This is a genomic window from Streptomyces albospinus, from assembly GCF_014648695.1.
In the GTDB taxonomy this organism is placed as follows: Bacteria; Actinomycetota; Actinomycetes; order Streptomycetales; family Streptomycetaceae; genus Streptomyces; species Streptomyces albospinus.
In genome coordinates, this window is sequence record NZ_BMRP01000005.1 from 199,965 (window position 1) to 214,840 (window position 14,876).

The following is a 14,876-nucleotide window of genomic DNA, read 5'->3' on the forward strand; positions in this document are numbered from 1 at the left end:
CGCGACTTGGCGAAGTTGGCCATCTGGTCCGCTCCTTGGGCCCCGCCCCGCCGGCCGGCTCGGGGGCGGGCGGCTGCCGCGGCAGGAGGGGCCGGTTGTCCGTCCGATGCGGTTTTGGGATGCTCAGGCCGATCCTGCCCCTCCCGTGGGCGCGGGGAACGGCACGAGCGCGACCGTTACGTTGTCGTGCCCGCCGCCGCCGAGGGCGTGCGCGACCAGCGTGCGGGCGCCGTGCAGCGGCCGTACGGGCGCGTCGAAGGGCAGCACCGCGGCCATCGCGTCCGCCGACTCGGCGTAGTTCCACAGTCCGTCCGTGCACACCACCACCACGCCGGGGCCGTCCGGTTTGAACGCCGCGGTGTGCGGCTCGACCTCGTACGCGTCGGCGCCCAGCCAGCCGGTGATGGCGTGCGCCCGCTCGTCGGCGTTCGCCTCGGCCTCGGTCATCAGGTTGTTGGCGACCATCTGGGCGGCCCAGGAGTCGTCCTCGGTGAGCCGGACGGGCGGCGCCGTGCGGTCGTTGGGGATCCAGTAGGCGCGGCTGTCGCCGACCCAGCCGACGGTCAGCAGCCCGCCGCCGACCACCGCGCCGACGAAGGTGCAGGCCGGGGCGTTCTGCTGGCGGTACTCATCGTGCGCTATCGAGGGGTCGGCGGCCAGCGCGTCGACCGCCGTGGAGGCCGCCATGATGGCCTCGTGCATGGCCTGCTGGGGGTGCGTACCGCGCGCCAGCGACAGCCGCAGGGCCGTACCGGCCGTCTCGGACGCCGCCTTGGACGCGTCGTCCGGGCGGGTCGCCGAGGAGACCCCGTCGCAGACCACCGCGACCACGGCGGGCGAACCGTCCGGCAGCGCGGTGGCCGCCAGTGCGAAGAAGTCCTCGTTGCGGTGGTGGCGGTGGCCGCGGTCGCTGACGGCCGCGATGCCCGCCAACTCGCTCTCCAGATGGTCGCGCTGAGGCTTGGGCGCCGGGGTCCCGGGGGATGGTGCCGCGGGGGCGGCGTCCACACCGGCGTCCGCACGGGCCTCCGCACCGGCGTCCGCCGGGCCTCCCGGCACGGCTTCCCCTGCTGCTTCCGGTTCCGGTTCCGGTTCTGCTTTCGCTTCGGCTTCCGCTTCCGCTTCTGGTTCCGTTTCCGGATGGGCTTGGGCTTCTGCTGCGCCTACCGCTGCGGCTTCCACTGCGCCTTCTGCTTCGTTCGCCGTCCCGGCCGGAGCCCCGGCCCCTTCCCCGGCCGCGGCCCGCCCCCCGGCCGGCGCCGCCACCGGTGCTTCCCCTTCCCCTTGTCCTTGTCCTTGTCCTTCCGCTTCCGCCGGTGCTTCCGCTTCTGCCGGTGCTTCCGCTCCGGCCGCGGCGTCGGCTACGGCCTCGTACCCGACGACCCGGGGGTCGGCGGGCCGGGCGCCGGCCGCATCGGGCAGCTGCCCCGGCGCCGGCGGTGCGCCGGCATCCCCGTACGGAATACGGGTCTTGGGGTCGGGCGGCGGCCCCGCCGGGACGGCGGCACCCGCGGGCGGCCCGAATCCGGACGGCGCCCCGTAGGCTGCCGCCGCCGGCGGGGCCCCGCGGCCCGCCGGGACGCCGTAGCCGCCCGCCGCCACCGGCGGTCCGTCCGGCCTTCCGTCCCCCGTCGCGGCCGGCGTCAGGAGCTCGGCGCCGCACCGCCCGCAGAAGTTGTCCCCCGCATCGAGCAGCTCATCGCAGCTCCGGCACCGGGACGGCCCAGTCACACTCATGTCACACCCACGTCCTGGGGCGGAAGCGGTTGGCCCGTTCCACCAGCTCGATCCTTTCCTCGCCACGCTGCGCAAGCCGCGCGAGCAGGCGGTACGACCGCTCCAGCCCGAACCGCAGGCCGCGTTCGTCCAGCGCGCTGCCCAGCAGCGGTGGCCGCTGCGGCGGTACGGGCGGCGCGGCGGCCCCGTCCGGCCGTTCACCGTCCGGTCGTTCACCCGGTCGTGCACCGTCCGGCGATTGACCCTCCGGCGGTTGACCGTCCGGGCCGTCGCCGTGGCTCCCGGAGAGTACCCAGTCCAGGGCGCTGCCCAGTACCTCGGTGGCGAGCTGCGCCTGCCGCCGGTCGTCCAGCCCGAAGTCCGCGAGCGCCTCGACCTGTTCGGCCGCGGCCCGCAGATCCGGCAGCAGCGCCTCGCGCGGCGAGCGCTCCCGCAGCCGGGCCCGGACCGCGGCGACCCGGGCGGCCGTGTAGTGGATGGACGACTCCGGCACGGACTCCAGGGCCTCGACGGCGCCCGCCCGGTCGCCGGCCGCCAGCCGCACCCTGGCCAGCCCGAACGCGGCGCTGACATAGCTGCGGTCGGCCGTCCACACAAGGCGGTAGTACTCCGCGGCGTTCTCCAACTGCCCCAGCAGCTCCGCGCTGATGCCCAGTGCCAGCTTCGGCGCCGGTTCGCCCGGGAAGGCGTCGTAGACCACGTCGAAGGCCAGCGCGGCACCCTCCCGGTCGCCGGTCGCCAGCAGCACCAGCCCGCGGTGCCACACCGTCCGCCAGTCCGCGTCCGCCCCCGCCTTCCCGGCGGCCCGCCGGTCGTCCCAGTCGCCGTCCGACCCGGCATCCGTATCGGCGGGCTCCAGGGCCGCCAGCGCCGCCGCGCCCTCGCCCAGCTCCAGACGGGCCCGCAGCGTACGGAGCCGGACCTCCGGGGAGTCGGCGGGCGCCGCGCGCAGCGCCGCCAGCAGCTCGGCCGGGGCGGCGTGCAGCCCGGCCAGGAAACCGGCGTTGGGGTCGTCGGGATCCACCCGCGGCACCGGCAGCGCCAGCGCGGCCCCGGCCGTGTCGAGCGGGCGCAGCACGGGACCGGCGGGCGCGTCCGCCGGCTCCTCCGCCGCGCCGGGGGGCGCCCCGCGGGCGCCCAGCCGCGAGCCGTCGCCCGCCGCCGGAGCCATCAACTCCGTGTCCACCACCCGCAGTTCCGGCCCGAAGAGGGTGGACAGCGCCGGCCGCTGTTCGCCGGACCGGAGCGCCACCACCTCCCGCAGCACGCCGGTCAGCTGCTCGGCCATCTCCTCCGCGGACGCGAAGCGGCGGTCCCGGTCCGGGTCCGTGGCACGCACCAGCAGCCGGTAGAACGACTCGTACGTGCGGAACACCTCGATGTTGTCCGGGTCCGGCAGCGAGTCCGCGAAGACGTTGGTGTAGCCCTGGAAGTCGAAGGTGAGGACGGCGAGGGTGCGGGCGACGGTGTACAGGTCGGAGGCGACGGACGGGCCCAGTTCGGCGACCTCGGGCGCCTGGTAGCCGATCGTGCCGTAGATGGGGCTCTCGTGGTCGTCCATCCGGCGCACCGCGCCCAGGTCGATCAGCTTGAGCTGGTCGTTCTGCTGGATGGCGTTGTCGACCTTGAAGTCGCAGTACAGCAGCTTGCGGCTGTGCAGGTGCCCGAGCGCCTCCAGCGCCTCGATGCCGTACGCGCACGCCTGCTCGACCGGCAGCGGATCGCGCCGCCCCTGGGGCGTACGACGCTCGTTGGCGAGGTCCTTGAGCGACTTGCCGCCGACGTACTGCATGACGATGTAGCCGTCCCGGCTGCCCGTCGCCCGGTCCAGATGCTCCACGAAGTTGTAGATCCGCACGATGTTGGAGTGCTCGATCGCGGCGAGGAACCGCCGCTCGGACACCGCCGCGGCCAGCGCCTCCTCGTCGCCGGTGTCCAGCAGGCCCTTCAGCACCACCCACCGGTCGTCGACCGCGTGGTCCATCGCCAGGTAGATCCAGCCCAGCCCGCCGTGCGCCAGGCAGCCCACGACCTCGTACTGGTCGTGGACGACGTCCCCGGGCCGCAACTTGGGCACGAAGCTGTACGGATGGCCGCATCTGGTGCAGAACCCCTCCGTCCACCCCGGCTCGCCGCCCCGCCCGCGGCCCACCGGCGCCCCGCACTCGCCGCGGCTGCAGAACCGCTTCCGCTCCGGGACCTCGGGGCGCTCCAGCACCGCCGACCGGGGATCGGGCCGCGGCACCCCGGGGACCGCCACCAGGCCCGCGCCCAGCCGCCCCCGCGACGACCCGGAACGGGAACCGGCGCCCGCACCGCTGCCCTGGCCCGAACCGCGCACCGACACCGCCGATCTCTCACGGGCCGCATCACCGCCCCCGAGGGCGCGCGAGGGGCGCCCGGCGCCGGACGGCCCGGACGCACCGCCGCCGTCACCGCCGCGGTCACCGGACGCGTGGGTGCCTGCCGTCCCGGGGGAGTGCACCCCCGTCGGCGGCGGCGCAGCGACCGTCGCCGCGCCCCCGATCAGCGCCCGCGCCGTCACACCCGTGGCCGGCGACGACAGCAGCCCCTCGGGCGACACCACCGGCGCCAGTCCGCAGACGTCGCAGTACAGTTCGCCGCCGCCGACGTCCCCGTACCGCCCCTCGCAGTCCCGCCGCTGGCACCGCGCCCCGTCCCGCTCCGTCACGACTCCCCCTTGCCGTCCACCTGCTCCAGAGTCAGCGCCTCCGCCGCCGCCTCCTGATACCGCCACACCGCCTGCTCCGCCGCCCGCAGATCGCACGGCGCGCTCCACAGCATCCGCCGCGCCACGTCGTACCGCTCGACGAGCAGCGGATCCTCCGCCAGACCGTGCCGCGCCACCTTCGCCCGGTACGCGTCCAGCCTGCCGCGCAGCTCGGCGCGCACCGCCAGCGGCGCGGTCACCGCAGTCAACGACTCACGGGCCCGGTGGAGTTCGTCCTCGGCCCGCTCCTCCAGACTGTCCAGCAGCGGCGACAGCCGGTGCCACTGCGCCCGGCGGCGGTACTCCGCAGCCGCCACCAGCTGCTCGTGCAGCACCGTCGACGGGCCGCTGACCGCCGGCACCTCCGACGCGGCGATCTTCGCCAGCACCTCGCCGCGGGCCTGCCGCGCCTCGGTGAGCGTCCGGTCCGCCCGCGACAGCACGTCCCGCAGCAGCATCAGCCGCCGCTCCGCGTCCTGCCGCACGTCCAGCACCGCCGCCACCTCGCGCCGGATGTCCTCCAGCGCCCGCGCCGCCCGGTCGTAGCGGGCGGTGTCCGGACGGCCGCCGCCGGGCGCCGAACTCCCCGTCGACGACGACACCCAGAAGGCCAGCGGGTCCGCGATCACCTGGGCGCGCAGCCGCACCAGCTCGTCCGTGATGCGCTCCAGGTCGTCGCCCGCCGGATGCTCCCCGGGGCGCACCCCCACCGAGTGCGCCAGCGACCGCGTCCGCTGCAACTCGGCGGCCAGCAGGTCTATACGGGCCGGCAGCGCCGACCACACCGCGTCCGCCGCCACGATGACGTCGAGCGAGCGCGCGTACAGCCCGTTCATCCGCTCGACCAGCCCCTCCAGGCTGAACCGCTCGCCCGGCACCACCGGGCCGCCGGCCGCATCCACGCCCGGAACCGTCACCTCGCCGCCGTGCAGCAGCTCCGTCAGCTCCGCGAGATCCGCCACGGACGGCCAGCGCCGCCGGGCGCGCAGATCACGGGCCGCCGTCAGCACCGCCGTATAGGCGTCGAACAGCGACCACAGCACCGTGATGGACCGCTCCGCGGCGGCCCAGCGCTCCTTGGTGGTGCCCGACAGCTCGGCGCCCTCCAGCAGCCGCCGGCCGGCATGGTCCTGCAACGCCAGCAGCGACGTCTCGATCGCCTCGTACTCGGCACCGAGCCGCGCCAGCGCGCGGTCCACCTCCTCCCGATCCGGCACCGGGGCATCGGGACTCGCCGCCGAGCCGGGGAAGGGTCCAGGGACCCCCATCGATCACCTCTCCAATACGCGTACGGTGCACGGTGGTTGGTGCGCCTGGTCACTCGTCGGTCCTGCCGCTCCCTTCCCCCGCTCCAGCCCCTCCATAGTGAACCCATCGGGCGCTCCGTGGGGCGATCAGTTGCAGCCGGTGGCCATCCGCCGCCGCCCTCCCCGCCGCCGCACACCCGCACACACCGTCGGCCACCGCCCTCCGGACGCGCCGTCAGTCGCTGTACTCCGGCGACGGCGGCCCCGATATCCCCGGCAGATCGGCCTTCAGCCACGTGCGGTACGCCCGCATCCAGGGGCTGTCGGCACCGCCGCCCCGATAGTCGTCCAGGACCTTGTTGACCCGGCGCACCAGATCCGTGTCGTCCTTGTTCATCGCCACGCCGTACGACTCGTCCGTGAACGGCCTGCCCTTCAGCTCGACCGTCGGATCCTGCGCCGCCTGCGCCGCGGCCAGCGCACTGTCGGTGACCACCGCGTCCGCCTCGCCGAGCTGGAGCCTTACCAGGCAGTCGAGTTGGTTGGGCACCCGCAGCACCTGCGCGCCGTGGCTCTGCGCCGCCAGCGCCGTCTCGCCCGTCGAACCGGCCGCCGTGCACACCCGCTTGCCGCGCAGCGAATCGTCGAACGCCCGGATCGACGACGCCTTCGGGGCCAGCACCTGCTGCCCCGCCTGGAAGTACGCCGTCGAGAACGCCACCTGCTCCTTGCGCACGCAGTTGATCGTCATCGTCCGCACCACCATGTCGACCGTGCGCTTCTGCACCGCCGGGATCCGCTGGTTGGTCGGCACCGCCTGGAACACGACCTTGGCGTCCGGCCCCAGGATGTCCTTGGCTATGGCCCGCGCCAGATCGATGTCGAAACCCTCCAGCCGGCCCGTACCGGGATCGCGGTACCCCCACCGATAGGTGTTCTGGTCGACGCCGACGACCAACTGGCCCTTCTTCTTGATCCGTTCCACCGCCGGACCGTCGTCCGGCGACGGCCGCAGGCTCTCCGCGGCAGTGCCCGCCGTGCACTTCGCCGCCGCCGACCGGGCCTGCCCCGCCCCCGGCCCGTACGCACGATGCACCGCCAGGGGGCCTGACACCCCGTCCGGAGCGCTCTTCCGGGCGTCCCGGCCCAGCGCCGGCACCAGTATCGTCGCGGCCACCGCCATCACCGACATCCCGGCCGCGACCGGCGCCAGGACGGCACGCAGATTCCCGAGCCCTCGCGCGCGCATCCTCATGTCCCTCTCACCCGGCCCACCCGGCTCATCCGGCCTCATCACCGGTACTCCGACAGCCTGCGCCCGATACCCAGCACCGCACCCGCCGCCGCCAGCACGGCCAGCACCCCGGCCCCCACCGCCAGCCCGCCGAACGCCCCGCGCCCGCCGTCCGCCGCCGACCGGAACCTGTCCTGCTCGTGCACCAGCGCCTGCTGGAGCCCGGCGTCGACCCGGTCGAAGGACGCCCCCGTGGAGGCGTCCGGGCCGATCACCTTCGCCAGCGCCTGCCCGTAATCCCCCCTGTCGTCCGCCTCCCGCGCCTCGGCGTGCCGCGCCTGCCACTCCCGTACGGCCGCCACCGCGTCGCGCACCGGCCGCCGCCCCGCGTCGTCACCCGCCAGCGCCAGCGCCGCCCCCAGCCGGCTGCCGGCCGCCGCCCCGCCCTCGGAGCCCGCGCCCGCCAGATCCTGCATCCCGGCACGGAAGCCGACCTCGTAGAAATCCTTCTGGTCGCCCGTCAGCACCGCACCGCGTGCCACCAGCGTCAGATTCTCGTCCCCGCGCGCCTGAAGAGCGTCGATCCGCGCCTCGTTGAGCACCCGCAGCGACCGGGCACCGTGCTCGTACGAATCCGACAGCCCCGCACGCGCCACCGCATGCCCCGCCACCAGCCACAGCAGCACCACCACCGAAGCCGCCGTGGCCGCCAGCAGACCGCGGTCGAACACCCTGTTGGTGCGGCGGTAGTTCCGGCGCTGCGCCCAGACCAGCGCACCGATGGCCGCCACCCCCGCAGCCAGCGCGAACAACGGCCATGCCTTCGCCCGCCCGTAGTCGGCGGACAGCCGCACCGTCTCCGCGTCGTACAACGCCCGCGCCGCCGGGAGGAGTTCCTTCCGCATCTGGTCGTTCGCATACCGCAGATAGGCGCCGCCCAGCGGCAGCCCCAGCCGGTTGTTGGTCCGCGCCGTCTCGACCAGCCCCGTATAGCGCGGCAGCAGCCGGCCGAGCCGGGCGATCTGCACCCCGGCCGCATCCGGTGTGCCCGAACCCCGGGTGTTCGCCGATGCCTTGACCAGCAGATCCGACGCCGTCGCGATGTCCGCCGCATACCGCGCGCGGGTCGCCGGGCTCTCCGTGCCGCCCGCCAGAAAACCCCCGGCGGCCGTCGTGTCCGCGTCCGCCAGCGACCGGTAGATGCTCGCCGCGTCCGCGGTCAGCGGCTGGCTCCGCTCCACCACGTCGTCGGCCGCCGCCGAGCGGTCCGACACCTGCCAGGCCGTGGCCGCCCCGAACAGCACCACCAGCAGCGCCAGCACCGCCCCGATCGCCCGCAGCCGGCCCGGCTCCGTGACCGCCGCGGCCCGCAGCCGGTCCAGTCCCTCCGCCCACGCGGTACGTCGCCGCACCGCGGGCCCCGAGGCGCCGCCGGCCGGCGCGGGCGCCGCGGACGGCACCGCGGAAACCGACGTCACGGACGATGTGGACGACACCGACGAACCACCCCCTAGGTCGCTGACTGCGGGCCCGGCCCCCGCCCCGGCACCCGCGAGAGCGCCCACGGGCACGGGTGCACGGCCGTCAGTATGTCCTCCGCCACCGACAACCACACCGGTCTTGACCCGATCTTGCTCGGATTGCCACCCGCCCCACAACCCACCCGGCCCGCCCGCTCCCCTCTCACCACGCCTGCCCGCCGGGCGCGGTTCCACGGCCCGGCGGGCGGCCGGAACGAGGGAGGCCCGTCGGCCGGAGGCGGCGCGCGCCCTCCGGCCGGGACGGGCGTCCTTCCCCCGCGCCCGGGACGGCCACAGTCCCCGATGAACGAGCACGCCTCCCCCGCGCCCGCGCACGGCCGCCCGCCCCCGCATTACAGTGACCGAGGAATCACCGGACATCAGACGACCGGGACCGGGCAGCCCGGGGGACTGCGCGGCGCATGCCGGACAGCCGGCCGAAGGGAGTGATCACGTGCAGACCGTCCGCAAGGGCAGGGTGTCCCTCGTGGAGTCCGCGACCGACGAGATCCGCGGCCAGATCGTCAACGGCACCTGGCCCGTGGGCAGCCGCATCCCGCCGGAGAGCGCCCTCGCCGAAACGCTGGGCGTCAGCCGCGCCTCGGTGCGCGAGGCCGTCCGCTCCCTCGTCCACTCCGGGCTCCTCGAACCCCGGCAGGGCGACGGCACCTTCGTGATCTCCGACGACGACAGTGCGGTCGCCCTCCGCCGCCGCCTGGAGCGCGCCGAACTGAGCCATGTCACCCAGGTCCGCCAGGGCCTCGACGTGGTCGCCGCGCGCCAGGCCGCCAAGCACCGCACCGACGCCCAACTCGCCGGCATCGAGGCCGCACTGGCCCGGCGCAAGGCGGCCCTCGCCGCGCACGACAGCGAGGCGTTCACCGCCGCCGACGCCGAGTTCCACGTGCTGGTGGCGGAGGCCAGCGACAACCCCGTCCTCGCCGACATCTACCGGTCCCTCAGCGCCGCCCTGCGCGACGAACTCCGCCGCGCCGCCTGCCTCGACACCGCCACCGCGGCTGCCACCGACCCGCACTCCCGCCTCACCGACGCGATCCGCGCCCAGGACCCCCAGGCCGCCGTCGACGCTGCCGTCCTCCTCCTGGCCGGCCACGTACGGGACCTGGCCCTGCCACTCGACGACTGACCGCCCGCGGCGGTCGTCCCGTCCCGGTCGTCCCGGCCCGCTCACTCCGTCCCGGTCGTCCCGGCCCCGTCGTCCCGGCCCCGTCGTCTCCCCTCCACGGGCCGCCCCGCCACGGAGCGTGCGCCCGGCTCTCCGCGCCCCCGATTCACTCCCGCGCGCCGATGACGCCCACCCCACCGACGACTACCCTGAGTGACGAAAGGTGGTCGCCAGGCCACCCCACCCACGCATCGGAGGCACCACCATGGGCTACTGGAACAAGCTCCTCGCCCCGCTCGCCAAGTCCCCGGCCAGGACCCCGGCCACCCCCACGATCACCCCGACGGCCAGCGGATTGCTCACCATCGGCACCACGACCTACATCAACCCGGCCGGCAGCTACCCCATCTACCACGCCGCCGACGGCACCCTCACCACCATCGTCAACGACACCGACCACCCCATCACCATTGTCACGGAACGCGACCATTCCCCACCGCCCGCCGACATCGTCCTGGCCCCCGGCGAGCGCACGGAGACGGGCCGGGGGGACTGCGTCCAGGTCGGCTGAGCCGGACGCCGGACGCCGGACGCCGGACGCCGGACGCCGGACGCCGGACGCCGGACACCGGACGCCGGACGCCGGCCGACCGGAGCCGGACAGCCGGCGGAGCCGCCCTGCACCCACGCCCGAGGGGCGGCCTACGCCCAGGCTCCCCGCAGCCGCTCATAGGCCCCCGCTTCCTTTGGCACCCCTGCCCGGTCCAGGGCGTCGAGCGCCGCGCCGAGCACCGGCGGGGCGGTGACGACCTGGGGGACGGCCTTCGGGGCCCGTTCCGTGAGGAGGTGGGTGAGGCGGTCGTGGAGCAAGGGGTGGCGGACGGCCAGCACGCCGCCGCCGAGGATGACCGGGATGGGCTCGGAGAGCAGGTCGAGGCGTCGCAGGGCGACGGTGGCCAGGAGGGCGATCTCTTCTGCCTGGCGGGCCACGATCTCGCGGGCGAGGGAGTCGCCGGCCGAGGCGACGTCGAAGACAAGGGGGGTCAGTTCGTGGCGCCGGGCGTCGGGGATCCGCCGGAGATGCAGGGCCTCGATCAGTTCCGGCATGGTGCGCAGGCGGAAGTGCGCGGGGAGCGCGCGGGCGAGTTCGGTCGGGGCGCCCCGACCGTCGTCGGCGCGGGCCGCGTGCCACAGCGCCTCCTCGGCGAGAAAGTGGCCGCCGCCCCAGTCGCCGGAGATCCGGCCGATCGACGGGAAGCGGGCGGTGGCCCCGCCGCGGCCCAGGCCGGCGCAGTTGATGCCCGCGCCGCAGACCACCGCGACACCCAGCGGTTCGCCGTCGTCCGGGAGTCCGGCCCGTAGGAGGGCGAAGGTGTCATTGCGGACGGTGACGGTGCCGGCCCAGCCGCGGCGGGCGATCTCGGCGGTCAGGCCGGTCACCTCGTCCGGGAGGTCGGCGTTGGCGAGGAACGCGGAGATGTGGTCGACGGGGCCGCTGCCGGTCGGTCCGGCCTGCGCCAGCACCGATGCCACCAGTGGCGCCAGGACGTCCACCGCGCGGGCGACGCCGATCATCGGGGGTTGGAAGCCGCCGCCGCGGGCCCGGCCGAGGACCCTGCCGTCCATGGCGACGAGCGCCACGTCGGTCTTGCTGTTGCCCGCGTCGATGGCGAGCGCCGTGCCGGTCAGGCCCACGTGAGGTGCTCCCGGTTGTGCGCGATCAGCTGGTCGGCGAGCCGGTTCGCGTGGTCGAGCTGGCCGATGAGGGGGTGCGCGAGCAGCGCCGAGAAGACCCGGTCCCGGCCGCCCTTCAGGGCAGCCTCCAGGGCGAGGTGTTCATAGGCCGTGACATGCGCGACCAGACCACTGAAAAGGGGGGCGAGGGGGCGGAGGGGGAGGGGGGCGGCCCCCCGGGAAGTCACCGTCGCCGGGACCTCGATCACCGCGTCGTCGGGCAGGAACGAAAACGTGCCGTTGTTGAAGGTGTTGACGATCTGGGTGTCGACGGACCCAGGGGTCTGGGGAGCCCGATGGGTGTCGACGGACCCAGGAGTCTGAGGAGACCGATGGGTGTTGCCCGGCCCGGGAGTCCGGGGAGCCCCATGGGTGTCGCCCGGCCCAGGAATCTGGTGCGCCCGATGGGCGCCGCCGGGCTCGGCAGTGGCCCCGTGGCCCCCTCCGCCCCTGGTAGCCCCGACTCTGGCCGCCGCTCCGCCCCTGGTGGGCCCTCCGACGACCCCGGTGGGTCCTCCGACCCCGGTGGCCCCTCCGGCCCCGCCGGCTTCTAGGGCCCTGCCGCCCCCGCCGGCTCCTCCCGCCCCTTCAGGGGCGAGGCCCTCCGGCCGGGTGCGCAGCAGTGACGCTGTCAGGCCCACCGCTGCCTCGGAGTAGAAGGCGCCGCCGCGTTGGCCGAGGAGGGCCGGTTTCTCGGCCAGGGACGGGTCGGCGTACAGGTCGAGGAGTTGGCGTTCGATGGCGGCGACCTCGGCGGCGCGGGAGGGTTTGGTGTGCAACTCCCGTACGACCGCGTCGTGTTGGTAGAAGTAGCGAAGGTAGTACGAGGGGACGGCGCCCAGGTGGTCCAGGAGGGCGCGGGGCATGCGGAGGTGGGCGGCGATGGCGTCGCCGTGTGCGGCGAGGAGTTCGGGGAGGACGTCGTCGCCGTTGACACGCACCGCGCGTTCCCAGGTGAGGTGGTTGAGGCCGAGGTGTTCCAGCTCGACCTGCTCGGGGGCGACGCCGAGCAGTGTGGCGAACTTGCGCTGGAAGCCGATGGCCACGTTGCACAGGCCGACGGCCTTGTGGCCGTGGGTGAGCAGGGCCCGGGTGACGATGCCGACGGGGTTGGTGAAGTCGACGATCCAGGCGTCGGGGCAGCGGCGGCGGACCCGTTCGGCGATGTCGAGGACGACGGGAACGGTGCGCAGCGCCTTGGCGAGGCCGCCGGCGCCGGTGGTCTCCTGGCCGACGCAGCCGCACTCCAGCGGCCAGGTCTCGTCCTGGTTGCGGGCGGCCTGGCCGCCCACGCGGAGCTGGAGCAGCACCGCGTGGGCGCCGTCCAGGCCGGCGTCCAGGTCGTCGGTCCAGGTGATCCGGCCGGGGTGCCCCTGCGCGGCGAAGATGCGGCGGGCCAGTGCGCCGATCAGTTCCAACCGGTCGGTGGCCGGGTCGATGAGGACGAGTTCGGCCAGCGGCAGGACGTCACGCAACCGTGCGAAGCCGTCGATGAGTTCGGGGGTGTAGGTCGAGCCTCCGCCGACCACTGCGAGTTTGATGCGGGGGTACGGGGGTCGTCCCCCGGAAGTCGGCAGCATGTCCGTTTCAGCCCTTCACTCCGGTGAGTGTGACGCCTTCGACGAAGGCTTTCTGCGCGAAGAAGAAGACGACGATGACGGGGGCCATGACCAGCATCGTGGCGGCCATGGTGAGGTTCCAGTTGACGTTGTGGGCGCTCTTGAAGGACTCCAGGCCGTAGGAGAGCGTCCAGGCGGCCGGGTTCTGCGCGGCGTAGATCTGCGGGCCGAAGTAGTCGTTCCAGCAGAAGAAGAACTGGAAGAGGGCGATGGCGGCGATACCGGGGCGGGACATCGGGACGATGATCCGCAGGAGCGTGCGCAGTTCGCCGCAGCCGTCCACCTTGGCGGATTCCGCGTACTCCTGAGGGATCGTCAGCATGAACTGGCGCAGCAGGAACACGGAGTAGGCGTCGCCGAAGGCCATGGGGATGACCAGCGGCCAGACGGAGCCGGCGAGGTGCAGTTGCTGCGCCCACACCAGGTACATGGGCATCACGACGACCTGCGGCGGCAGCATCATCGTCGAGATGACCAGGATCATCGCCACCCGGCGCCCGCGGAAGCGGAAGGTGGCGAGCGCGTAGGCGACGGGGACCGCCGAGCAGACGGTGAAGAGGGTGCCCAGGCCCGCGTAGAGCAGGGAGTTCTGCCACCAGTCGAGGAAGCCGGGGGTGGTGAACACGGTTGCGTAGTTGGACCAGTGCCAGGTGTGCGGCCACAGCTCGCCGCTCATCGCCTGCTCGTCGCTCATGACGGCGGTCAGGAAGACGAAGACGAACGGGAGGAGGAAGAAGAGGGCGGCGGCGAGGGCCATGGCGTGGACGGCGATCCAGTGCAGCAGCCGCTTGCGGCGGGCGCGGGCTGCGGGGCCGCCGGCGGCGCGGAGTGCGCGGGCGGGGCCGGGGCGGGTGCGGAGCGTCGTGGTGGTCACGTCGGATCAGTCCTCCGTCATGTCGGATCAGTCCTCCGTCATGTCGGGTCGGCCCTCGGTCATGTCGGGTCGGCCCTCGGTCATGTCGGGTCAGTCCTCCGCCGGGAGCAGGCCGGCGCGCTTCCGCATCAGCAGGACGGTGACGGCCATCGCGAGGGCGAACAGCACGAGGGAGAGCGCGCAGGCCGCGCCGGTGTTGAAGTTCTGGAAGCCGAGCGAGTAGACGAGCTGTGGGACGGTGAGCGTGGAGTGGTCCGGGTAGCCGGGCTGGATGACGGTGCCGGGCCCGATGGAGACACCGGAGGCGAGCTTTCCGGCGACCAGTGCCTGGGTGTAGTACTGCATGGTCTGGACGACGCCGGTGACCACCGCGAACAGCACGATCGGGGTGATCGACGGCCAGGTGACGTAGCGGAACTTCCCCCAGGCGCCCGCCCCGTCCAGCTCGGCGGCTTCGTACTGCTCCTTCGGTACGTCGAGCAGCGCCGCCATGAAGATCACCATCAGGTCGCCGATGCCCCACAGGGACAGCAGGACGAGCGACGGCTTGGCCCAGTGGGGGTCGTTGAACCACGAGGGGGCGGGGATGCCGACCGCGCCGAGAATGCCGTTGACCGGGCCGGTCGCCGGGTTGAGCAGGAAGACGAAGGCGACGGTGGCGGCGACCGGGGGCGCCAGGTAGGGCAGGTAGAACGCGGTGCGGAAGAAGCCCGCGCCCGACGTGATCCTGGTGACGAGCAGGCCGATGCCCAGTCCGAAGACCACCCGCAGTGCCACCATCACCACGACCAGCCACAGCGTGTTCCACAGCGCCGGACCGAACAGCGGCATCTGGGTCAGGACGTAGGTCCAGTTCCGCAGGCCCACGAATTCGGGCCGTTCGATCTGGTTGTAGTGCAGGAACGAGAAATAGACGGTGGCGATCAGCGGATATCCGAAGAAGACCGAGAAGCCGATGAGCCAGGGGGAGAGGAATCCCAGAATGCGCAGTCGTTCGCGGGTGCGTTTGCGGCGCAGCGCGGGCGCGCCGGTCGTGGTGGCTGCCATGGGGCGC

Annotated in this window: 11 protein-coding genes; 2 read left to right on the forward strand and 9 right to left on the reverse strand. The window is 73.9% G+C overall.

Annotation, left to right across the window (positions count from 1 at the left end):
- Positions 1 to 123: 123 nt before the first annotated feature.
- The 5 genes from IEZ17_RS10250 to IEZ17_RS10270 form a co-directional block, all read right to left on the reverse strand.
- On the reverse strand, positions 124 to 1,737 hold the full coding sequence (locus tag IEZ17_RS10250; RefSeq protein WP_189298714.1) for a PP2C family protein-serine/threonine phosphatase: 1,614 nt from the start codon (positions 1,735 to 1,737) through the stop codon (positions 124 to 126).
- A 1-nt stretch (position 1,738) separates the two neighbouring features.
- Positions 1,739 to 4,429 (reverse strand): serine/threonine-protein kinase, encoded by a 2,691-nt coding sequence (locus tag IEZ17_RS10255; protein ID WP_189298716.1) that lies wholly within the window; start codon positions 4,427 to 4,429, stop codon positions 1,739 to 1,741.
- A complete protein-coding gene (locus IEZ17_RS10260) occupies positions 4,426 to 5,736 on the reverse strand; it encodes a hypothetical protein (protein WP_189298718.1) in 1,311 nt (436 codons plus the stop codon). The genes IEZ17_RS10255 and IEZ17_RS10260 overlap by 4 nt, the downstream gene beginning before the upstream one ends.
- 214 nt (positions 5,737 to 5,950) lie before the next feature.
- Entirely contained in the window at positions 5,951 to 6,964 is a 1,014-nt protein-coding gene (locus IEZ17_RS10265) for a glutamate ABC transporter substrate-binding protein (protein ID WP_189298720.1), read from the reverse strand.
- Between the two features lie 44 nt (positions 6,965 to 7,008).
- Entirely contained in the window at positions 7,009 to 8,427 is a 1,419-nt protein-coding gene (locus IEZ17_RS10270) for a GlnX family signal transduction membrane protein (protein ID WP_373299776.1), read from the reverse strand.
- Between the two features lie 496 nt (positions 8,428 to 8,923).
- Here IEZ17_RS10270 and IEZ17_RS10275 point away from each other — a divergent pair, with 496 nt between their 5' ends.
- Both IEZ17_RS10275 and IEZ17_RS10280 read left to right on the forward strand, forming a co-directional pair.
- Positions 8,924 to 9,616 carry a FadR/GntR family transcriptional regulator gene (locus tag IEZ17_RS10275; protein ID WP_189298722.1) on the forward strand — a complete coding sequence of 231 codons (693 nt, stop codon included), beginning with the start codon at positions 8,924 to 8,926 and terminating at the stop codon, positions 9,614 to 9,616.
- Positions 9,617 to 9,860: 244 nt separating this feature from the next.
- Positions 9,861 to 10,166 carry a hypothetical protein gene (locus IEZ17_RS10280; protein ID WP_189298724.1) on the forward strand — a complete coding sequence of 102 codons (306 nt, stop codon included), beginning with the start codon at positions 9,861 to 9,863 and terminating at the stop codon, positions 10,164 to 10,166.
- A gap of 131 nt (positions 10,167 to 10,297) precedes the next feature.
- Here the strand turns inward: IEZ17_RS10280 and IEZ17_RS10285 are convergent, their stop codons facing one another.
- The 4 genes from IEZ17_RS10285 to IEZ17_RS10305 form a co-directional block, all read right to left on the reverse strand.
- Positions 10,298 to 11,290: an N-acetylglucosamine kinase gene (locus IEZ17_RS10285; RefSeq protein WP_189298726.1), complete on the reverse strand. Its 993-nt coding sequence runs from the start codon at positions 11,288 to 11,290 to the stop codon at positions 10,298 to 10,300.
- Positions 11,281 to 12,909 (reverse strand): family 4 glycosyl hydrolase, encoded by a 1,629-nt coding sequence (locus IEZ17_RS42220; RefSeq protein ID WP_229852125.1) that lies wholly within the window; start codon positions 12,907 to 12,909, stop codon positions 11,281 to 11,283. The genes IEZ17_RS10285 and IEZ17_RS42220 overlap by 10 nt, the downstream gene beginning before the upstream one ends.
- 7 nt (positions 12,910 to 12,916) lie before the next feature.
- Positions 12,917 to 13,822 (reverse strand): carbohydrate ABC transporter permease, encoded by a 906-nt coding sequence (locus tag IEZ17_RS10300; protein WP_189298728.1) that lies wholly within the window; start codon positions 13,820 to 13,822, stop codon positions 12,917 to 12,919.
- Between the two features lie 90 nt (positions 13,823 to 13,912).
- Positions 13,913 to 14,869: a carbohydrate ABC transporter permease gene (locus tag IEZ17_RS10305; RefSeq protein ID WP_189298730.1), complete on the reverse strand. Its 957-nt coding sequence runs from the start codon at positions 14,867 to 14,869 to the stop codon at positions 13,913 to 13,915.
- Positions 14,870 to 14,876: the final 7 nt, after the last annotated feature.